Origin of the sequence: Nostoc sp. (assembly GCF_036917555.1) — a bacterium.
GTDB lineage: Bacteria > Cyanobacteriota > Cyanobacteriia > Cyanobacteriales > Nostocaceae > Nostoc.
Window position 1 is genome coordinate 12,380 of sequence record NZ_JBALDD010000022.1, and the last position, 21,533, is coordinate 33,912.

Below are 21,533 nucleotides of genomic sequence, written 5' to 3' on the forward strand. Positions count from 1 at the left end.
ACGCTGAAAGGTCTAGTTATACATAACTTATGGCAGATATTTGCTTTATTATTGATGGCTAGTACAGCGCGACGGAAATAACCCTACCATTCAAAATCAATGAAAACCTTACACTGTAATGTTTTCATTGATTTCGACTTCCGTTTTATGATACTAATTACTTCACGGTTTGTTTTTCCAACTTCAGCACCAATTGTTGATCAATATCTTCTAAGCACAATGAAATCACAGGTTTATCTTCATTTAAAGATGCGTTCAAGCCAAACTCTACAAATTCAAGCGATCGCTTCATAAATTTGTATTCCTAGTACCTGCTTCACCAATAAAGTTAAGGTAGTGTATGGTCTTAACTGGTGCAGAGATGGCAGAATGTCAAAAGCTGATGCACGTCTACACCCTTCTACCTCACCAGAAGTTTGCCTTTACTTTTCGCTGCTGCGATCGCACTACTATTTGCAGTAAAAACTTTAATACCTGGGACAGTCACATAATCACCATCATCAGTAATTATCTTTGTGACTCCTGCTTTGTCCATCGCGTCCAGTATCAGCAAGTCGTAACCGTCAAGTAATTGGGTTTGGAATCTGGTAAGCGCTGCATTGCTTGTTTCTTCGCTAACCAAAACATCTGTGCATACAGAACTAGATATCACCTGACTCCAAGCAGCTTGAACTTCAGCTACAACTTTTGCTCTCTCGGCTGGGAAGTTATGACGGTATTCTTTAGATTTTAATGTAGAAGAAAATATTTCTCTTTCTGTTTGCTCAATGTTGTGTGCTAATTCTGCCAATGAAAGACCGCAGTATAAAAGCAATGAGTTAGCAGAAATGGCTTTGGCAATGTAAGAAGGATACTCTGTAGTCTGATAAGGACGAGATGAAATACTGGCATTAGTATAGGTATACCAATACCAGGCGTTTGTATCTACTAAGAAAATATCATCATTTTTCGGAGCGTCAGACCGGATATCAACCACTTCAGCCTGAACTGTGTAGTTGACTGGCATTACTGTGTATTTGCTTGTTCGCTAATAACTTGGTCTACTCTACTACGGAAATCAGGATCGGAGTAATATCGCTTTGAATTTTCGATTACTAGTTTGAGTATTTGCTTACCAACCGTATTTAGATTGGAGAATTTCAGCAGACGGTTTAGGGTTTCTGGCTTAATATCCCGAAGTAATTGTCCAATAGCAAAGTTAAAGAACGGGGAAGCAAAAATTTCTACTCCTGCAAAGTCTAGCTCAACTTCATTCAAAGCTAATAATTCACCAATGACCAAATCGTACACTTTCTGACCATCGCCAGGTGTAATACAGTTTTTGCCTACAAGGGTTAGGATTTCGTGTTTCATAGTCCGCACATGACCCTTAGAACAACGGCTCATCATCTGGTTCAAGCTCCAAAGCATAATACGATTCGTCGCACAGGAGTGTAATATTTACCAGTGTTCCTCCAAAAAAACTTTGTCTATTTTCGTAAACTTCCTGTTTTTCATCTATTGTCGCACATCCATCATGGCTTAAAATTTGAAGTTTTCCCTTATTTATATGAACGAATTGTTTTAAATAGTCAAGACCAATACCACCCGTCACTCGTCCACCCCTGGTAGTTGTCCCCTTTTGAAAAGCCCATTTTAATGCTTGATCTGCTGGTAAGTTGGGATTTTTCTGGAAATCGCGCACATTTTGAGGGATTCCTACACCAAAGTCAACCACTGTCAGTTTAAGTTGTTTCAGATCAGGATAATGTTGTCCGCAGCTAAAGACCCCTATATCTGTCCGTCCATGTTCAAAAGCATTGGCATAAATTTCTAACACTGTTGCAACAATAAGCTTTTGCAAATTTTGGCTGACATGAACCCAGCCTCTACCAAGCCATTGTTCGGCTAGGTATTGAACCAACTCATCTTTATTTTGCTTTGGATCTTCTCGATACGGAATAGAGTTTCCCTGCCAAGGTGCCATATCCTGGCAAAAGGCATACATAAAGCCATTTTGTTGCAGATTTCTCTTGACTTTTTTATGAAGAGTATGTTGTTGAAAAGTGACTTTTCTACCTTGTGATTCAATTAACCGAATTAATCCACCCAGAAAAGCTACTGCGTTTGGTCGTAGAAACCAACATTTGGAAAAGTCGAAAATTACTTCGGAGCAGTCTTCATTGACTTGTTGCCAAAGTTGAAACAAGCAATCAAAGTCATCTAGGTTATCGTTGACAGTTGGAATTTGAAGAGTAAGGCTCACAATTCCCTTTTGAATGCTTCGTTAAGTATCGATCTTAGCAGGGCTTGTAAGGGTAATTGGTGAGTTTGATCTACAATTCTCCTTTAAATGCTTTGTCCAAGATAGAAGGTAGTAGTGCATCAAGTTCTTTCATTGCCTCTTCTCTTAGGCGTTTCATTGTGTTTATTTTGGTTTGTAGTTCATCGAGGTAGACGACGATGCGACGTTATTCGGGGAGGGGTGGAACTGGAATTGCAAGTATACGCACATCTTGTAGATTGATGCCAAGGTATGAAGTTCCCCTCAACTTTTGTGTCATTACTGTCTGATTGCTTGGTGCTGCCAAAATGTACATCCCATATTCTGGCAGAACTTTATCTGTAAAAGGAATAACAGCAATTTCTCTGGAAACATTACCGCCAATCATTTCATGAGGACATACAGCTACCTCTCCAAGTCCGCCTCTTATTCTCAATAAAAGTTCATTGCCACACAGCCGAGTTCTTCTATACTTTGCTTCAAGTTGTGGATCTATACACTTGACGTTTGTCAAAAGTACACGAAATTTCCGAAGATCGCCAGCCCTTAAAGTTGGAACACCATTCTCATAAGGTTCCCCAGTGAGAACAACACCGTATGAGATTCCTCGATTCGGATCAACCAAGTCAATAAGGCTTTTGGATTCATATTTCTGAATTAAATCTTTGAGAATACGCTCAACACCAGTTCCAAATATTGCTTCTGTTTCTTCAAATATTTGTTGACGTAGCGATCGCACTTCCTCAACCTTCCCCACCAGTTCCTCAACCCGCATCATAATCCGCCGTTGTTGCTCCAGTGGTTGCGGGAGTTCTGGCAGTTCTTCAAAACTACCATCTTGTCGTTTTCTCACAACCTCCAAAAACTTGCTGATAGCTGACTGAATCTCACTATCAAGCATTGGCACTAAAATCTTCATCAATTTTTGACCATTGACGTTAGGCTGTGCGGAGCCTTCCTTTTCATCTAAAATCTGTGTCCAGTAAGCATCCGATTGAAAAAATGAATAAAGATATTCAGGATCTACTAGGGATTTTGGGCGAATTCGTATCAAGTAGGAAGCAAAAACAGCGTATGGAGCTTCTTTAACAAGATGTGTTTTTCCAGTTGTTGCACCAGTTCTTGCAAACAAAATGTCATTAGGGTAGATCAGATACTTTTCTGGCTCATCACATTTACAATAGGGTACAGTATCCCAATTGATTCCACCATCTTTTAAATCAGTAATCCGAACAAATTTTGCTCCTACTTCTTCAATTGACGCACTAGCGGTAAAACCGTATTGTGGATTTTCGGCAAGTTCAGAAAGAGCTAGAGATGGGTAATGTAATTGATTTAAAGTATTAAATATAATAGTTGAAGCAGCCCGAACCATTAATTCTGCTGAAGTCTGCTGAAATGTCAGTTTTAACATAGATAAGTATTAATATCACCAAGCGAATCTAACCTTCCAACATCCTCTTAATCTCTACCATAATCTCAGCAACCCGCCTATCCTTATCCAAAATATCTGTTATTAATTGCTCAGGCGCTAAATGCTCAAAATCCTGCTGACTATTTGGGTTTTTTCGGTCAAGATTATAAATCGCCCAGTAAATAGCATCTCCTTTAGCTTTCTCATCTTTAGCAATCTCGCGCTGAATTGGCTCGTCAGTTTGAGCCTGTTTCACCTCATCCTTGACTACCTGAATCTGATTTTTAATCTGTGCAACTTCTTTCGGTGGCAAAAAGTCCAAAATTGAATTTTGTAAATATTGGATTTTCTCAGTTAATTCTTTAACTGTCTTTGCAAGCTTATTAGCTGTTTCATCTGCTTTCTTAGCAGCATCCCAATGAGGCGTTGCTTCTTTTCTTGCTTGCTTATAAGCTTCCCTAAAGTTATATTTATAAGCTTGTTCATTCTCCTCTCTGTTTTTCCACCATGCCACACATTCAGCAAAATCTTCATCCTGTATCGGCTTAGTTTTCGTATAAGTTTTCCGTCCTTTTGGCAAAGGTAACTCATAGTACCAAATCTCATCCGTTTGTCCAAAACGGTCAAAAAATAACAAATTTGTGGGAATGCCAGTATAAGGTGCAAACACCCCGTTAGGTAAACGGACGATGGTATGCAGATTAAAATCCTTGAGTAAATCTTCCTTCAGCTTGGCACAAGTATTATCCCCAAATAGCACCCCATTGGGAAATACTACTGCGGCGCGTCCTGGTTTTGGTCTTTGTCTGAGACGACGCATAATCAACTGAAGGAATAACAACGCCGTTTCTTTGGTTTGTCTATCTGGGGGAAAGTTATTTTTAATTCTGTCTTCCTCCTCACCCCCAAACGGCGGATTTGTGAGAATTACATCTACCCAATCTTTTTCACCCATCTCCGAAAGGGTAAACCGCAGACTATTACCATCATCAATATCGGGATATTCAAACCCATGTAACAGCAAACTCATGTGCGCTAACATCAAAGGCAAGGATTTTGCCTCAGCGCCAATAATGCTTTTTTGCAATATCTGCCAATCTTGGGCGCTACAATTCTTTTTCAGGTATTCATACGCCTCGACCAAAAAACCACCTGTTCCGCAAGCCGGGTCAAAAATCGTTTCCCCCAGTTTCGGTTCCATCACCTGCACGATAAACCGCACTACCGGACGGGGGGTGTAAAACTCTCCCGAATCTCCCGCCGCGTCCCGCATTTCTTTAAGCATTGACTCATAAAGGGTGCTGAGGAGGTTCACCTCTTCTGATTTATCAAAGTGAATGTCATTTACCTTATTCAGCACATCCCACAGCAAAGTCCCACTAATCATGCGGTTAGTGACATCTTTGAAAACCTTGGCGATGACATCAGCGCGATCGCGTCCGGTTTTGCTTTTAAGATTCCGCAAATAGGCGAGTAAGCCTGCACCTTTGATGCCATCTGGTAAAATTGCCTCATCATTGTTGATGAAACTTTTCAGGCGATCGCCCGTAAAATTTTCATTAGCTGCCCAATCTCGCCAGCGATAAGGCGGTTGAATAGTTGGTTTATAGGATATTCCCTCTAATTCTGCTTCCACCTCATGCAGTTTCTCGGAATCATCCAAAAGTTTCAAAAACATGATCCAAGTCAACTGGGGAAGACGGTCTAATTCTCCATTCAATCCCTTATCCGTCCGCATGATGTCACGCGCTGACTTAATCACGCTTCCCAGTTTTTGGGCGGTGGTGACAGGTTTATCGTTTTGTTTTGTAGTGCGTTTGGGCATGAAATTACTAAATACTATAAACTTATCTAAATATTAGTTTTTTTCTTATTTTGATATCACTGATCTTTCAACTCATTTTTTCAGTTTCGTTTCTTAATGGAGTATCATTTAATTCAGATTTTCTCATATTCAAATAGGCTTTTCCTTCAGGAGTTATGCGAATATATTCTTTTAAATTAGCTTGTTTTTGCATTTGACTAATATATTTTTGCGGATAAGATTCTATCAATCCCAATCCTCTAAGATGTCTTAACTCTCTTCTCACTTCTTCATTCATGAAATATTTATCTTCAGAATTTTCCGATACTAAATTTTTTAGATGGGATAATTCTTCTTTGGTAACAAATCTATTAACGAGAAACTGAAGTGTATCAATCTCCGATCTCTGTTTTTCTTGTTCGTGTTTAACTTCCGTGAATTTGGCTTTCAGATCGCCAAAAGATATTTCTTCTATTTTTTCAGCTAATTCTGAATTAAAAATAAGTATAATTAAAAATATTGCTACTTCTGTTAATGATAGTCTATTTTCAGGTTTAATAGATAATACTAGTACTGACAATAAATATACTATTCCTAGTAAAGAGAAAAGTTTAATTATTAGCCAACGTATTGACCTTTCTCTCAAAGCAATATTCTTATTTGTATTATTTGGAGCCATAAAATATACTCAGCTTGTTTACAATAATGTTGTGGAATGTAATTTTAGGCAGAATACAACAACTTTTGGATTTTCTTAATAGCTTCTTTTAATTCCTGAACGCCCCCAAACCGTTGAGTAATTTCAGCCACATTTCCATATTTATCAAACTCGCGGTTAGCCTTAAATGTGGTTGGGATATTAAACTCCTCAACTCCTTTTTGTGCATACTTGTCCAAAACTATCTCTAAAATTGCCCTAGCATCTTCCCCATACTCCTCAAAAAAATCAGCCTTACGACGACGCAACCTTTCAGCCCGTTGCTTGCAAGTCAGCACTGGAGCATCAAAGGCAATATGACATAGTAAATCAAAAGGGTCAGCTTCGGGAAGCTTAGTAACTTGTTTTAACTCATCAAAATCAATCCCCCGATCTGCCAACAACTCAATAATCTCTGAACGCTGCTCTGGATCTGCCCAGCGTTGCTGTATTTCTATGGTAGAACGATAGAGAATCCTAACTTGCTCTCTGGTGTAGTCAATTAGTTGAGACAACCGCAGTTGATTGTCTGGGTTTAAATCATAAATTCTCTCTTCAATAATTTCTTCACTTCCCCCGTCAGCGTAATATTTCCGAGGTGGTTCGTCATCATCATCTGGGATTCCCCAAAATCCAGACTTTTCATCCTCTTCCAAGTCCTCTGTTTCCTCTTCTAACTCTGCTGACTCCAACTCCTCCTCATGTTCAGAGAGTATTTTCCCCCGATCATCTATCTCTGATTCATTAATAAGGGCGGGTTCCCCATCAAAATCTCTATCTTCAAACAACACCGTACTATTGGTATAGTCGAGTATATTAAAGGATCGCTTATCCCGTTCTTCTCGTACACGAGTTCCCCGCCCAATAATCTGCTTAAAGTCTGTCATTGAGCGAATAACACGAGCAAGCACAACATTTTTACAGGTGGGAATATCTACGCCAGTTGTTAGCAACTTAGCAGTAACAGCGATAATGTGAGTTTCATCTAAGACATCTTTAAATTTATAGAGATGTCCTTTACCTACATCACCAGCATCAGAGGTAATGCGAGTTATGTAGTCAGGATTTGTTCTGGTGATATCGCTGTTGAGGTTGCGTAATTCCTTAATCATTGCCTTAACGTGTTCCTCATCGACACAAAAGACAATGGTTTTGGCATAACGATCGCTACTTCTCAAAAAATCAGTAATGTGTTGGGCGATCGCCTTTGTCCGCGCTTCTCTTACCAATTTCCGCTCAAAGTCTGGGGTCAGATAAACTTCATTAGGAATTGTTCTGCCATAACGGTCAATTTGTCCAGCATTTGGTCGCCATCCTTCCCGATCAGAACGGGTAGTAATCCGATAAACTCGATAGGGAGCTAAGAAACCATCATCAATCCCTTGTTTAAGGGAATATGTATAAAGGGGATTACCAAAGTAGCGATAGGTATCAACGTTATCATCGCGTAGCGGTGTCGCTGTAAGTCCTAACTGATAGGCAGGTTCAAAATGTTCCAGAATTTGTCGCCAGTTACTTTCATCCCTGGCGCTTCCTCGGTGACACTCATCAACAATAATCAAGTCAAAATAATCAGGATTATATTCTCTGTAAAGTCCAAAGCTATATTGTGTATCACCAATAGCTTGATAAATAGCAAAGTAAAGGTCACGTCCTTTTTTTGCTTCTCCCTGGATTTTGTAAATTTTCTCCTGATTAAAGGCAGAAAAATCCTTATTCATCGGGTCATCTACCAGCACATTCCGATCTGCCAAAAACAGAATTCTAGGGGAACGAGATTCTCCAGAAGCATTCCACTCTAAACTTGACAGTTTCCAAGCAATTTGGAAAGCAACAGTGGTTTTACCCGTTCCCGTTGCCATTGTCAGCAGTAGGCGCTCTTGACTTTTGAAAATTGCGGCTAGTGCAGCATTAATAGCATTTCGTTGATAGTAGCGCAGTGGTTTATCTGGAATTGGATAAAACGGAGTCAGCAGTTTTTCTGCTATGTCCTCTCTAATTTGCTCTTTAGCTTCCCCTGTTAATCGTCGCCAAAGTTCATCAGGACTGGGAAAAGAGTCTATTACATCAGATTGTTTACCCGTGATGAAATCAAATTCTACAATCCCTTGTCCGTTAGTAGAGTAAGCAAACCTCACCCCTAGAAGATTGGCGTAGTCTATCGCCTGTTCCAGTCCCTCATCTGGTGTTTTGTGTTTTCGCTTTGCTTCCACCACGGCTAAGGGAAATTCTCCGTTATATAGCAGTAAATAGTCTGCAAATTTCCGTTTGCCACGAGATTGATGCTTATTTTTCGGGCGAATCTTGCCATCAGTAAAGTAATACTGCTCATAGTAAGCATGGGATTCTGTTTCCCATCCTGCATTCTTTAACTTTGGCTCCACATACTTACGGCAAGTATTCGCTTCATTGCTCATTTCTTATTTTTCTTGACTTCATTCTTTACTCGTCCAATTTAACCGCTAACCTCTGATAAATCTCGTCCAACCACACGGGAATCACAGGCTTACCTTCATCTAAAGATGCGATCGCCTTTTTTCTGTCAAACTCCACAAGCTCAAGCGATCGCTTCTGTACTTCCGGCAATAACATAAACCGCTTGCCTTTACCTGAAATAAATAGCTCCGGCTCTTGGTCTTTCAGCTTTTTCAGCGTGGTGCTGGCTATGTCAAAACTTAACCCCACAAATAACCAATATGACATTGCAGCCAATTCTAGCAAGTTTGATTTTGAGTAATAAATACTACGTCCAGTTCCAGTCTCACTGATGACAGGAACAATTACCCCCCTTTCTCGCCAATACTGTAGCTGACGGAGGGTACAGCCTGTGATTTCAGCAGCTTCCTTGCTTGTAAAAAATGTCTCCTGCATACAATTTATTTTACAGAAAACTTGTTTAATACAAATGTGTTATTATTAGACAGTATTGTTTTAATACGATGAGTAAAATTACTATTCAGTGTCGCCTTGTAGCCTCAGAGTCATCACGCCAGCAACTATGGAAGTTGATGGCGGAGTTAAATACGCCACTGATTAATGAACTACTACGTCAGGTAAGTCAACACCCAGAGTTTGAAACTTGGCGGCAAAAAGGTAAACACCCCACTAGTGTTGTGAAACAACTCTGCGAACCTTTGAAAACTGACCCTCGCTTTATTGGTCAGCCTGGACGGTTTTACGCGAGTGCGATCACCACAGTCAATTACATCTACAAATCTTGGTTAGCACTGATGAAGCGATCGCAGTACCAACTAGAAGGCAAAATTCGCTGGTTGGAAATGCTCAAAAGTGATGTTGAATTGGTAGAAAGTAGTGGTGTCAGCTTAGATAGTCTTCGCACTAAAGCTACTGAAGTTTTGGCTGAATTTGCTCCCCTTAATACTGCTGAAACTCAATCAACGAATCTAAAAAAAGCTAAAAAGCGCAAAAAAGCTCAAAATTCAGATAGCAACAGTCTATCAAAGAACTTATTTGAGTCCTATCGCAAGACAGAAGATAACTTGACTCGTTGTGCCATCAGCTATTTGCTCAAAAATGGTTGCAAAATAAACAATAAAGAGGAAGACGCTCAAAAATTTGCTCAACGCCGTCGTAAACTTGAAATTCAGATTGAACGCCTCAGAGAACAACTAGAAACAAGAATTCCCAAAGGTCGAGATTTAACCGATACCAAATGGTTAGAAACTATTGTTGTTGCCACTCATAACGTTCCAACAAATGAAGCTGAGGCAAAATTTTGGCAAGACAGCCTTTTAAGACAATCTAGCAAAGTACCTTTCCCGGTAGCTTACGAAACCAGCGAAGACATGACTTGGTTTAAAAACCAGTTTGGGCGCATCTGTGTAAAATTCAAATGTTTGAGTGAGCATAGTTTTCAAGTGTATTGTGATTCTCGCCAACTTCACTGGTTTCAACGCTTCCTAGAAGATCAACAAATTAAGAAAAATAGCAAAAATCAACACTCCAGTAGCCTATTCACCCTGCGTACTGGGCGTATTGCTTGGCAAGAAGAGGAAGGCAAAGGCGATCCTTGGAATGTTAATCGCTTAACTCTCTACTGTTCTGTAGATACCCGCCTATGGACGACTGAAGGAACCAATCAAGTAAGGGAAGAGAAAGCTGAAGAAATCGCTAAAAGTATTACTAATACAAAAGCCAAAGGCGACCTTAATAAAAAACAGCAAGATCACATAAAACGGAAAAACTCCACCTTAGACAGAATTATTAACCCTTTTCCTCGCCCCACGAAACCTTTATATAAAGGACAATCTCATATTCTTGTTGGTGTTAGCCTCGGCTTAGAAAAGCTTGCAACGCTAGCAGTAGTAAACGGCACTACAGGTCAAGTCCTTACCTATCGCAGCATCAGACAACTACTGGGTGATAATTACAAACTGCTAAATCGACAGCGACAGCAAAAGCATTTTTTATCCCATCAACGCCAAATAGCTCAAACGCTTGCTGCACCAAATCAGTTTGGAGAATCGGAGTTAGGGGAGTATATTGACAGATTGCTAGCGAAAGAGATTATTGCGATCGCCCAAACATACTCTGCTGGAAGTATTGTTCTACCTAAATTGGATAACATGCGAGAGCAAGTTCAGAGTGAGATTCAAGCCAAAGCTGAACAAAAATCAGACTTAATAGAAGTTCAACAAAAGTATGCCAGACAGTACCGAGTTAACGTTCATCAATGGAGTTACGGCAGATTGATGGCAAATATTCACTCGTCAGCTGTTAAAGCTGGAATTGTGATAGAGGAGTCAAAACAGCCAATTCGAGGTAGTCCACAAGAAAAAGCGAAAGAATTAGCGATCTCCGCTTACCATTCCCGCAAAATAAACTGATTGACAAAACACCGAACCTTGACAATAGAATAAGAATACTCAATAGCGCCGCAGTTCATGCTTGTTACAAGCCTCTGTGCTGTGTAAATTTGGGTTAGTTTGACTGCTGTTAAACAGTCTTGCTTTCTGACCCTAGTAGCTACCCACCTTGATGCTGCTGTCCCTTGTGGATAGGAATTAGGTGCGCCCCCAGTAATAGAGGTGCGGGTTTACCGCAGCGGTGGCTACTGAATCACCTCCGACCAAGGAGGAACCCACCTTAATTATTTTTTGGCATGGTAAAGCGGGGGCGATTTCCCTGGGACTCCTGCCAAAACTTTAAATCGCTTGTTTAATAAGGTTTATAGCCCTTAATGTGTTAGTTGATTTACTTTTTTCAGTATTAACTGACGGGCTATTTCGGGAGACGTGACAAAAATGCCTTCATAACTATTGGTAAATCAAGGGTTTGAAGCGCAGAGTTTCAACACCCCTCCCAGCTAGAGGTGGGTTGAAAGCTGTTGTTTTGGGCACGCCTGGATATATGGGGATTGAGCAGCAGTTTCAACACCCCTCCCAGCTAGAGGTGGGTTGAAAGAAACCATAATGACACATCCAATTTACACTCGCGAGTTTCAACACCCCTCCCAGCTAGAGGTGGGTTGAAAGTTGAAAAAGACCCAGAAATATTTGAAATTTGCAAGGTTTCAACACCCCTCCCAGCTAGAGGTGGGTTGAAAGTTATCAGACTTATTAGAACATCTGTCCAATCATTTAGTTTCAAACCCCTCCCAGCTAGAGGTGGGTTGAAAGTAGCTGGTCTTCAGTAATTCGTTGCAATACAAGTTTCAACACCCCTCCCAGCTAGAGGTGGGTTGAAAGATGCAAATTAGATTGTTTGTCCTTAGTAGTGGAATAACAGCGGTTTCAACACCCCTCCCAGCTAGAGGTGGGTTGAAAGATTCACGGCTGGTTGATAAATGCGATCGCACCATAGGGTTTCAACACCCCTCCCGGCTAGAGGTGGGTTGAAAGTAATTTTAAACTTCACATTTAAAGACGACAAGCTTACTTTTCAACACCCCTCCCAGTTAGAGGTGGGTTGAAATCAGGAAAAATGAGACTTTGCACGATAATACTTTTTTATGTTTCAAAAGTATTCCTAGCTAGAGATGGGCTGAAAGAAAACTCTGAAAATTGACAATTTTTTTGAGGAGAGTTTTACAAACTTCTCTTAAAAATAGGTGGGTTGAAAGATTGGTAAAAGTCATGGAATTTTTGGACTAATGGGACAAAAACTTGTCAACTTACAGCAATTTCCATTTCTTTGAACCACAAATCCTCGTAGGATGGTAAGGTATTGCGCCCCCACCACATGGTCTATTTACCTGAAAATACGTGTAACAAAAAAATATTGTCAATTTTCTTCTTCCGCCCATAGGATAGAGAAGCTTGCAGGTAAATTAGGTAGACTCACAATAGTGCATGAAGGGTTATAATAAAAGCTTACTCAATTGGCTTGCGAGAAAAAACAGAACTATATTACGAAACGTAAATATGTTCCAAACCCTTACCATTGAGAAATGACAAATGACGGCCCTCTCTGGTCGGAGACGCACTTTCGTTCAACAGTACAGTTTATTTGCGCCGACATCTTTAGTTAATAAGTCATGCATTGTTAAACTGGAATTGTGACCACAGTAGTTCATTTTTGATATGCCTTATCCAGACTGTCTAATGGACATTAATTTGTTAAAAATGACATTAATCTGTTAACAGTGACAAATAATTAGTTAATGTATAAATTCATGTTTGATGTCGGGTTGATTCATGCATTTTTCAAATTCCATGACTTTTACCAATTACCCAATTACGCCGGAAAAACCGAGCTAAAGCTGATTCTTCTAAAGATAGATAAATTGGGCGTCCGTGGGGACAGGTGCGGGGGTTGCGAGTACGTTGCCAATTATCTAAAAGTGTCTGCATTTCTTGTTGATTCATCGGTGTACCATTACGAATGGCACTGCGACAGGCGACAGCTACTTGGGCTGTTTGTAAATCGCCTCCCCAACTAAGTTCTAAAATTGCTTCTGCACAGTCGTCTCGCTGCTGCAAAGGAGCGGGGATATTACGAGCTGCCCAAAGTTGTTCGCCAAAGGGTTCTATTTCTAAACCGATGTGTTGCAGTTGCGATACTTGCGCTGGCGATAATTGATAAAGAATTATTGGCGGTTCAACGGGTAAAAGTTGCCAATCATCGCATAATTGCTCATACAAAACTCGCTCATGGGCAATGTGCTGTTCTACTAACCACATACCACCTGAATGTTCCGCCACAATATAAGTGTTACTAACTTGAGCGACAGCTTTTAAGGAGTTAGGACAGACGCGATTAATCGCGTCTGTACAAGGGTTGGGATTTTGAGGATTGAAATTGTAACCACCTTTGGCTTCTGCGGCTTTGAGTAATTTACTAACTCGTGTCGTGTGAACAGCTTCTTTGAAATTGTTAGAAGAGATGCTGAGTGCTTGGTTAATTGCTTGGGTAATTTGCTCTTGCCAATAAATGATTTCGTTGAGGTAAATTTCTGTTTTTGCTGGATTGCGATTCCAGTTAATTTGATCGGGGGAAATGGCAAGATGTAAGAAACAAATTGGATAGCGATCGCGTGGTAATGTTCTGTGAAATGCAGATAATATTGCTTGCTCTAGTTCCGGTGTTTTCACCATCCTGCCGTTAATGGCTACACGTACCCAATCTGGACGATGACGATGACAGCGATCGGGTAATCCTACCACTAAATTTAGTGCAGAGTGCTGAGTGGGGAGTGAGGAGTTAGGAGTTAGGAGTGCTGAATTCTGAGTTCTGTCTTCTGAGTTTAATGGGTTGGGTATTTCGAGTTTCACTTCTTGCAAGTCACCTTGTCGCACTTGCGGTAAAATTTGCGGTAGTAGTTGTCCAGTTGTGGCAGCAGGACAAATGGTGAACCATTGACGGTCATTTTGCCAAATCTGCCAGGTGACATAGGGATGACAGAGAGCGATTTGGTAAATTGTAGCTTGCACAGCTTTCATTTGCTGTGCTGTTGTGGGTAATCCCTGACGACGAGACGAGCAATTACCAAAAAGATGGGAAACTGTAACCACTGTACCAGGTGCGATCGCAGTTACTTCAACTTGTACAACTTTCCCGCCATCGCCATAAATTATCCGCCATCCTAATTTTCCGCCCAGAGGACGACTCAAAATTTCCAACTCTGCCAGAGTCGTTAAACTGTGCAACGCCTCACCACGAAACCCTAAACTGTTAATTTTCCACAAATCGGCACTAGAGCGAATTTTACTAGTGCTGTGGGCTGTGGCTGCTTGTTGCAAATCATCTAGGTTCATTCCACAACCATTATCTGCCACACGAATTCGCCATTGCTGCGGCCACAGAGAAACCACAATTCGCGTTGCACCTGCGTCTAGGGAATTTTCTACCAATTCCCGCACCACAGAAGCTAAAGAGTCGATTACCTCTCCAGCTGTAATGAGATATACAACTTCTGTTGGTAGAGCTTGAATAGTAGATGCCATAAATTATAGTTTATAGCTTCTGGGGGCATGCTATATACGACTTATAGCAAGAATTTTTTCTCAGCAAAAAAGAACCACAAATAAACACTGATAAATTATCTGTGTGCATCTGTGGTTTAATTTCTAAAACATTAATTATTGCAAGATATCTATTATGCATTACAACTTTTTCTATGGCATCAGAAAAAATTAGTAATTGCAACATTAATTAACATTAAATCACCTTACTTTACGAATATCTTTAGGCAATTCATTAATTAGTATCTCTCATGGACAAAATTTTAGGTGGTTCAGGTTTGAGCAAACCGTTCAACAGTGATGCAGGACGTTGACTGTAAGGCCAAGCAAAAGCATGACGAAAAGCTGCATCTTGACAAGCTTGTAGTTGTTCAAAACTAATAATATTGTAAGTCAAGAGATTCTCATACTCAAAAGGTAGACGCACATTGTGCAATCCAGCATTATCAGTACAGATAGCGATATCAACCCCAGCATCAAGACAACGGTCAAAAACTAATTTGAGTTGACGTATATCCTGCAAAGTTCCAGTTTTTAGATAAGTTGTCGGACAAACCTCCAAACATTGTCCGCGTTTAGCCACATCATTAAGTAGCTCTGGATATAGTAGGGGAATTTGAATGCCGTGACCAATCCGCATCAAATATGGTAATAGTTCTGGGTAACAACCAGCAGTGGTTTCATATAGATGTCCCGTGGTGTTAACGCCCAGCGATCGCGCATAATCATATAAGCTAATCCATTCTTCTAAGCGATCGGCGTAATAACTATCACCTCCGGCTACATCCACTGCACAGACATACTGTTGATTTTGCGCCGCCAAATCAACAATCGCCTTGTTCACCTGATATGGTAGGCGTGTGTGCATACAGAGAATTTGGCTAGTAACAATCGGATATTCTGGCTGGTGGCTGGCAAGTCCTACTACTCGCACAATTTCTGCCATCTTGTCAATTCTTTCCGATTGACTCAGATGCTCAGGTGTCCGCAAATAAGGAGTGTAGCGCAGTTCCAGATAAGCCAAATTTTCAAATATGTAAGCACCCCGCACCAAGCGATAGATAAAGTAAGGCAAAGTCTCCACCGTTTGCACGCTTTCTACCAAGGTGTGTAATTCTAGATACTCATCTAAGGTGTTACGTGGGCGGGTATAAAAATCTTCAAAATCTGAATAGTCAGCAAAGCGGGAAATTAACTCCACAGAATGTCGCTCGAAATATCGCCATAAAACTCGTGGTACGACCGAGCCGCCTAGATGTCTATGTAATTCAGCATATAAAGCCATAGTGGTATTTTTAGGTAAAAATTTCAATGATTGTAACAAAAACATTGAGAGAAATTTGTCATCAAAAAAATTTAGCTTTAACTTCGTTGGAGTAAAGGTTTCCCTTCATCTGAATTTCAACAAATACTCCAACCGAGAAACTGGCAAACGATTTGGTGGCTTGGAATTAGATAGGGTTGAGAGCAGCAAATAAATTTCTGCCTCCAACCTCCTGTACCAGTATTTGCAGCATGAATAAACTTGACATTACCAAGATTAAATTGATAGCATTGATATCCTTAATTTTTGTGCTACACTAAAAGAACATTGCTATTGTCAAGCGAGTGGGATATAGCAATATATTTTTCCTTTAACAAAGCAAATTCCTGGCAAGGTTGGTATTAATTGAAAATTCAAGCGTTGGAAGTCAAGGCTGGCGATCGGATTATTGCTTACTGCAACAATAAAATGCAAACCTGCAAGGTAAAACGCATTTTAGATCCAGGTCAAGCTAATATTACACTATCAGTATTCACCTCTGAGAATTATCGCGGTTGCTCAGTTTCATCTATAGTCCGCTTCCAAAGCAACGCTTTAGTTGATTTGGTAAGTTAAAAACCAAGTAAATATTCAAGCTCAAAAATATTTCTAACTATTGTCCAGCCTCAAACTGGACAAAATTTTTATTTAAGGTGCAATGCCTGCGGTAAATGCTCGCCTACGCACATACCAATCTGTTAATTATGGCTAGATGATTTTTCTGAAAATGCAAAGCGCCACTTTAGTTGTTGGTAAGATTTTCCACATATAGTTTGCATATTTAAAATCTAATCAAAATCTTGTAGGGTGGGCATCTTGCCCGCCCTAATTATGCAAGTTAGAGGTGGAACAGTTTATTACTAAACTTACCTTCCACTTGATGACTTTTTTTCAGTTCTTTTTCACATCACGAGCCATATTGAGGTAGTAGTCGTCAAGTTTGGCATTAGAACGACGACGGTTAGTGGTAGGAATTTTAGCAGTGTTATCCCGATTCGTTTCAATTGGCTGTTTAGCTGAAGCTTGCTTTACACCCTGCACCTGATCAGATTCCAAGAAATAATCAGACTCAGAGAATCCGAAAAGCTTGGCAAAAAAACCAAATAAATTTCCGAAAAAATTAGAAATACTTTGGAATAAAACCCCAAACAAGCCTTCAAAACGAAGGAACAAGTTCCGAATAATTTGAGTTAGACGAAGCATAACAGCACCTTCAATGATTGCCTATTATCATTGTGACTCAATTCGGATTCGGGAATTAGTGATATGGCAAAAATCTACCAGTAGGTAGGTATAGCTCAACTAGTACTTACGTTTTATATGGCAATTGCGATCGCTCTGTCCGATCAATTCCCACAGCCCCTACTTTTCCTGAACCAGCAAAACCGATTTCACAGGACGCTTGATAGAATTTCCCTCCAAATTAACCTTCCCGTAAAAGGTTTTCCCATTGTAATAAAGCGAAGACGAACTCCCCCCATCCAGATTCATCGCTTGATCGGCACCAAGAGTTTTCATCAAATCAGCTAATGCTGGCAAAGATATTCCAGAGTTCACGGGAGCCAAGGGTTTTTGAGCCACCATAACTAAAATAACGCTGCCATCACGGGTGATACCTACGGCGGTTCTGGCATTGGGTTGGTTGCTGCCAAGCGCATCTCGTTTATTGGCATTATCTACAAAGCCCTCTTTTTCTAAGGTGAGTTCTGGTAATAGGCGTGGGCCAGCACCTATAGCATCAACTAACTGACAACCTGCTGGTGGTGACTGACTGTGTAGGGCAATGGAATAGCGGATAGTTTGCCCGCATAAGTAGCGACGGAATTCTGTGCGATTGAATATTTTACCCAAATAAGATTTTAAGTTGGGATTGTTCACCAACCGCTCGTTTTCCTTGGGATCAGCTATCAACTTTCCTTGTCGGACAATATAAGATGTAGTTTTTTGGTTGGCTGGGTCAAAAAAGCCTGCATTCAAAATAGCCACGGCTTGATGCTTTTGGGCAAATTCCTCTACAGTGGCTACCTTCTGTGATAGTGCAGGAGTCACTAAAAATTTGCTATTAGCTGGAATCAGCACAATGTGAGCGATGCTTTGGGGCAAAGTGCGATCGAAGTAGCGGATAGTTTTTGCTGGTGAAGCCGCAATAGTGGGTATTGACAGTAGACTTCTTGCAAAAGTCCCTAACACCCCACACCCAACCCCTCCCCTTGCTAAGGGGAGGGGAGACAAAGCGTAGCTTTGGCAGGGTGGGGTTCTTATTTTTGATTTATGCAAGAGGTCTAGTGTTGAAAAACGCAAATTAAACCACAACACCATTGCCAAACTAATTAATATCAAAGCCGGTAGTTTAATTTTTCTCACTTTTAAACTCATTTGCAGTTAGATCAAAAAAGTTGATTTAGTTGACTTTATTAAAATACTTTAAGCTGAAAATAAGCAATTAACTTTAATTACTCCCGGTTCACCCATTTTTTAGGGAGTTAGGAAAAGTAAATAGTCAAAAGTATATCAAAGGGCATATTCCCAAAAAGACTCGATTAGGTATATGTTCGCAACTATGGCTACTGAACCCATAATTACAAACGAAGGAGTCGATGATATACCTATACTTCTAACTCAAATAGAGCATATGGGCGTACAACCGCTAATCGATAAATATTTCTGACACACGGAAATTTGCAAGGTAGTTTTCAAAAAGTTAAGAGACAATATCTTGCTAGACCTTCTCAACCAGTGTTTACTTGATTTATGCCGAATTTATGCAACGCCTAAAATCGCTTTTTACGCCAATTTAACTTTAAAATAACTAAATTATCTAGATTCCACAGAATATGAGTAGAGTTATCTTCAAAAAAAATCAAGTAATAAAATTTGTGCGCTATTGAATTGCAAATTAAAAAATCAGTATCTTGAAATTGTCCACAGAGGTGTCTGCAGCTTTAATAGTTGCTTAAGTTCGGATCAATTGAAGTTTTTATTTTAACTGCTTATGCTTCCTCGTCAAAAAATTATCGAGATGTTCTCAACCTTCGTTGAGTTGGAAGGAGACAGATTCAGCAAATGGTTGATTGATATCAAACTACATCGAAATATTCAAAATTACTTGGAGTCTTCATCATTTGTCCCTAACTCAGAAAATTTTTGGGCGTTACATTGGCACAAGTGCTGGCGAGAGCAATCTAATAGCCTTGCTAGAATGCATTTATCTGCTTATTTACAGGAACCAAATTATTGGGCTGCTAAAAAAACAATTGCCAAATTTACAAATAGTCAACATAGCCTAGCAGATTATTTTCAAATGGCGAATGCTGAAATTGAAACAATTCTCAAAAATTTTAATCTAGAAAAATGCTCTAGCTTAAAAGCCTATGCTACTATAGCAGTTCCCAGTCGGCTAAAAGATATTTTACGCCAACGCAAAGAAGCTGATATCTGCACAAATTGGGCATTGTTACGCAAAGTAAGCAAAAAGCAGTTATTAGAAGCTCTTGCTCAAGCTGGATTATCAACGATTCTAATTGCCCAATATCGACTCGCCTGGACTTGTTTCAAAGAACTGTATGTTCAAAACCAACCAGGTGGCACAAAATCACTACCAGAACCAGAACCCCAACTTTGGGAAGCTATTGTCAACCTCTACAACCGTGAACGCCAAAATCAGTTAACTCAACCTACTTCACAATGCACGAGAGAGAAAATTGAACAGTGGTTAACCCAGACAGCTGTGTACGTGCGTGGTTATCTGTATCCACCTGTTAGTTCTCTAAATTTAGGCATATCAGAAGATAACTTTACAACAACTTTTGATTTGCCAGATCCATCCTCTGACTCATTAATCGCTCAGATGATAGCCCAAGAGGATGCCCAAAACCAACAAAATCAACAATCTCAGATTGAAGCTGTTTTATTAAAAAATTTACAAACATTTGAGGCAAAAACCCAGGAAATACTTAAACTTTACTACCAACAGGGGTTAACTCAGTCACAGATTGTAGAACGTCTACAAATGAGTCAGCCTACTGTTTCTCGCCGACTGCTCAAAGCTAGAGAATTAATGCTGAAAGCATTGATTCAATGGAGTCAAGATACGCTTAATATTTCTGTGACTTCCAACCTAGTTAATGATATGAGTAGTGCTTTGGAAGAATGGTTGAAAGTTAAATATGGGGAATCTGGCTGAGATTATGAAGGATGAGGTAGTAAAAATGACTTCCGCTTTTACAGAACCGCAGGAACTATTGTTAGAAATATCACCACCATTACAGACAAGTTCTTGGCAAGATAGCCAAATGTACGCCACACCTAGCAGTCGCTGGCGTGCTTACATGAATCAAATTTGCCTTCATGGGTTTTTAAATTGGGTAAAAGCTGAATATGTTCCAGAAGCAAGTATCTGGCACAGTTCCCCTGGTATTCCTGCTTTTTGGGAATTTGTCAATGGTACAGCAATTTTGTTAAACCAAAAGCGAGTCGTTTTAATTCCTAGCGAGGCAATTGATGATAGCGAGTTAGAAGTTCCTCAAGAATGGGTAGACATACCCAGTTGGGCAGCAGACTATTATTTAGCAGTGCAAGTCACATCAGATGGCGAGTGGGTAAGAATTTGGGGCTACATAACCCATCAAAAACTTAAATCACTAGCAGACTATGACCAAGTAGATAGGACTTATTGTATAGATGCACAGCACTTAATTAAAGACCTTAATGCTTTTTGGATCACCTACCAATTTTGTGGAACAGAGGAGATGAAAGCTGCGATCGCTCCACTACCAGAATTATCGACTGTTCAAGCAGAAAATCTTGTGCAACGGTTAAGTAATTCCTCTGTAACATTTCCTAGACTAGCAGTGCCATTTACAACTTGGGGAGTGCTACTAGAGAATGAGCAGTGGCGGCAGCGTTTGTACCAAGAAAGGCTGCGATATCTACAACAGGCTGCGCCTACGCAGTTTTCACAAGTACAAGTGAATCTTAGTCGTTGGCTGGAGCAGATTTACGATGCTTCTTGGCAAGCTATAGAGACTTTTTTTGAGCAAAACTCTAGTAGCCTAGCTTTTAATTTCCGCACTTCTTCCGGGTTAAATACTACCGCTATTAAACGCGCCAAGCTGATTGACTTGGGAATGGAAATAGAGGCTCAAAAAGTTGTTTTATTAATTGCTTTAATACCAGAAGCTAACCAACAAGTTAGGATTCGTGTGCAATTACATCCAGCTTGTAATCAACCTTACCTACCTGCTACTATCAAGCTAGCTTTACTTTCAGATCAAGGGGAAATACTTCAACAAGTACAAGCAAGAATTCAAGATATCTATATGCAGTTGAAACTCTTTGATGGTGAAGTGGGAGAATGTTTCAGCATTCAGATCGACCTGAATAATTATCAAATAACAGAAAATTTCATAATTTAGTTATTAGGAGCCAGCAGTGTCAAATTGGTGTTGATTGGGAGCATCCTACTTATGTAAAAACATCAAATAGTCAGTTGACCATTGAGATAGGCACAACATAATTGTAGTATGGAGGGAACATTAAATGGATGCCACTGCAAGGCGAATGCATCTTGTCAATAAGAGCAGATCATCATCAATAAATTGTTAAATAATCGCATTAAGCATAGCTTATT

General features: G+C 40.1%; 18 protein-coding genes. 5 read left to right on the plus strand and 13 right to left on the minus strand.

All coding sequences use genetic code 11. The features are described from left to right. Positions 1-157: 157 nt before the first annotated feature. The 9 genes from V7K60_RS08060 to V7K60_RS08100 form a co-directional block, all read right to left on the minus strand. Positions 158-292 carry a hypothetical protein gene (locus V7K60_RS08060; RefSeq protein ID WP_334924433.1) on the minus strand — a complete coding sequence of 45 codons (135 nt, stop codon included), beginning with the start codon at positions 290-292 and terminating at the stop codon, positions 158-160. A 108-nt stretch (positions 293-400) separates the two neighbouring features. Next, complete coding sequence (locus tag V7K60_RS08065; protein ID WP_334924435.1) at positions 401-1,006, minus strand: hypothetical protein; 606 nt, start codon at positions 1,004-1,006, stop codon at positions 401-403. Then, positions 1,006-1,389 carry an STAS-like domain-containing protein gene (locus tag V7K60_RS08070; protein ID WP_334924437.1) on the minus strand — a complete coding sequence of 128 codons (384 nt, stop codon included), beginning with the start codon at positions 1,387-1,389 and terminating at the stop codon, positions 1,006-1,008. The genes V7K60_RS08065 and V7K60_RS08070 overlap by 1 nt, the downstream gene beginning before the upstream one ends. Then, positions 1,370-2,245 (minus strand): ATP-binding protein, encoded by an 876-nt coding sequence (locus V7K60_RS08075; RefSeq protein WP_334924439.1) that lies wholly within the window; start codon positions 2,243-2,245, stop codon positions 1,370-1,372. Before V7K60_RS08075 ends, V7K60_RS08070 begins: the two co-directional genes overlap by 20 nt. A 205-nt stretch (positions 2,246-2,450) precedes the next feature. Then, the gene (locus tag V7K60_RS08080; RefSeq protein WP_334924441.1) at positions 2,451-3,677 is read right to left on the minus strand and encodes a restriction endonuclease subunit S; all 1,227 of its coding nucleotides are present in this window, start codon (positions 3,675-3,677) and stop codon (positions 2,451-2,453) included. 28 nt (positions 3,678-3,705) lie between these two features. After that, on the minus strand, positions 3,706-5,502 hold the full coding sequence (locus V7K60_RS08085; protein WP_334924443.1) for a class I SAM-dependent DNA methyltransferase: 1,797 nt from the start codon (positions 5,500-5,502) through the stop codon (positions 3,706-3,708). A gap of 67 nt (positions 5,503-5,569) precedes the next feature. Then, complete coding sequence (locus V7K60_RS08090) at positions 5,570-6,160, minus strand: hypothetical protein (protein WP_334924445.1); 591 nt, start codon at positions 6,158-6,160, stop codon at positions 5,570-5,572. A gap of 44 nt (positions 6,161-6,204) precedes the next feature. Continuing rightward, positions 6,205-8,595 carry an EcoAI/FtnUII family type I restriction enzme subunit R gene (gene hsdR, locus V7K60_RS08095; protein WP_334924447.1) on the minus strand — a complete coding sequence of 797 codons (2,391 nt, stop codon included), beginning with the start codon at positions 8,593-8,595 and terminating at the stop codon, positions 6,205-6,207. 25 nt (positions 8,596-8,620) lie between these two features. After that, entirely contained in the window at positions 8,621-9,049 is a 429-nt protein-coding gene (locus V7K60_RS08100; RefSeq protein WP_334924449.1) for a MerR family transcriptional regulator, read from the minus strand. Positions 9,050-9,117: 68 nt separating this feature from the next. Here V7K60_RS08100 and cas12k point away from each other — a divergent pair, with 68 nt between their 5' ends. Further along, positions 9,118-11,025 carry a type V CRISPR-associated protein Cas12k gene (cas12k, locus tag V7K60_RS08105; RefSeq protein WP_334924451.1) on the plus strand — a complete coding sequence of 636 codons (1,908 nt, stop codon included), beginning with the start codon at positions 9,118-9,120 and terminating at the stop codon, positions 11,023-11,025. Between the two features lie 861 nt (positions 11,026-11,886). After that, complete coding sequence (locus tag V7K60_RS35160) at positions 11,887-12,036, plus strand: hypothetical protein (protein WP_442944353.1); 150 nt, start codon at positions 11,887-11,889, stop codon at positions 12,034-12,036. 807 nt (positions 12,037-12,843) lie between these two features. Here V7K60_RS35160 and mutL read toward each other — a convergent pair. Together mutL and V7K60_RS08115 are read right to left on the minus strand one after the other, a co-directional pair. Next, positions 12,844-14,583, minus strand: a complete 1,740-nt coding sequence (mutL, locus tag V7K60_RS08110; RefSeq protein ID WP_334924452.1) for a DNA mismatch repair endonuclease MutL — start codon at positions 14,581-14,583, stop codon at positions 12,844-12,846. Positions 14,584-14,836: 253 nt separating this feature from the next. Further along, entirely contained in the window at positions 14,837-15,886 is a 1,050-nt protein-coding gene (locus V7K60_RS08115) for an adenosine deaminase (protein WP_334924454.1), read from the minus strand. 384 nt (positions 15,887-16,270) lie between these two features. Between V7K60_RS08115 and V7K60_RS08120 the strand changes: the two genes are divergently transcribed. After that, positions 16,271-16,480, plus strand: coding sequence for a hypothetical protein (locus V7K60_RS08120; protein ID WP_094352741.1), 210 nt, complete (start codon positions 16,271-16,273; stop codon positions 16,478-16,480). A 315-nt stretch (positions 16,481-16,795) separates the two neighbouring features. On the opposite strand, the gene V7K60_RS08125 is transcribed toward V7K60_RS08120, so the two are convergent. Both V7K60_RS08125 and V7K60_RS08130 read right to left on the minus strand, forming a co-directional pair. Beyond that, positions 16,796-17,107 (minus strand): threonine dehydratase, encoded by a 312-nt coding sequence (locus V7K60_RS08125; RefSeq protein ID WP_334924456.1) that lies wholly within the window; start codon positions 17,105-17,107, stop codon positions 16,796-16,798. Positions 17,108-17,266: 159 nt separating this feature from the next. Then, on the minus strand, positions 17,267-18,094 hold the full coding sequence (locus V7K60_RS08130) for a phosphodiester glycosidase family protein (RefSeq protein WP_334924458.1): 828 nt from the start codon (positions 18,092-18,094) through the stop codon (positions 17,267-17,269). Between the two features lie 802 nt (positions 18,095-18,896). Here V7K60_RS08130 and V7K60_RS08135 point away from each other — a divergent pair. Then, complete coding sequence (locus tag V7K60_RS08135; protein WP_334924460.1) at positions 18,897-20,087, plus strand: sigma-70 family RNA polymerase sigma factor; 1,191 nt, start codon at positions 18,897-18,899, stop codon at positions 20,085-20,087. 25 nt (positions 20,088-20,112) lie between these two features. Continuing rightward, positions 20,113-21,318 carry a DUF1822 family protein gene (locus tag V7K60_RS08140; RefSeq protein ID WP_334924462.1) on the plus strand — a complete coding sequence of 402 codons (1,206 nt, stop codon included), beginning with the start codon at positions 20,113-20,115 and terminating at the stop codon, positions 21,316-21,318. Positions 21,319-21,533 lie beyond the last annotated feature (215 nt).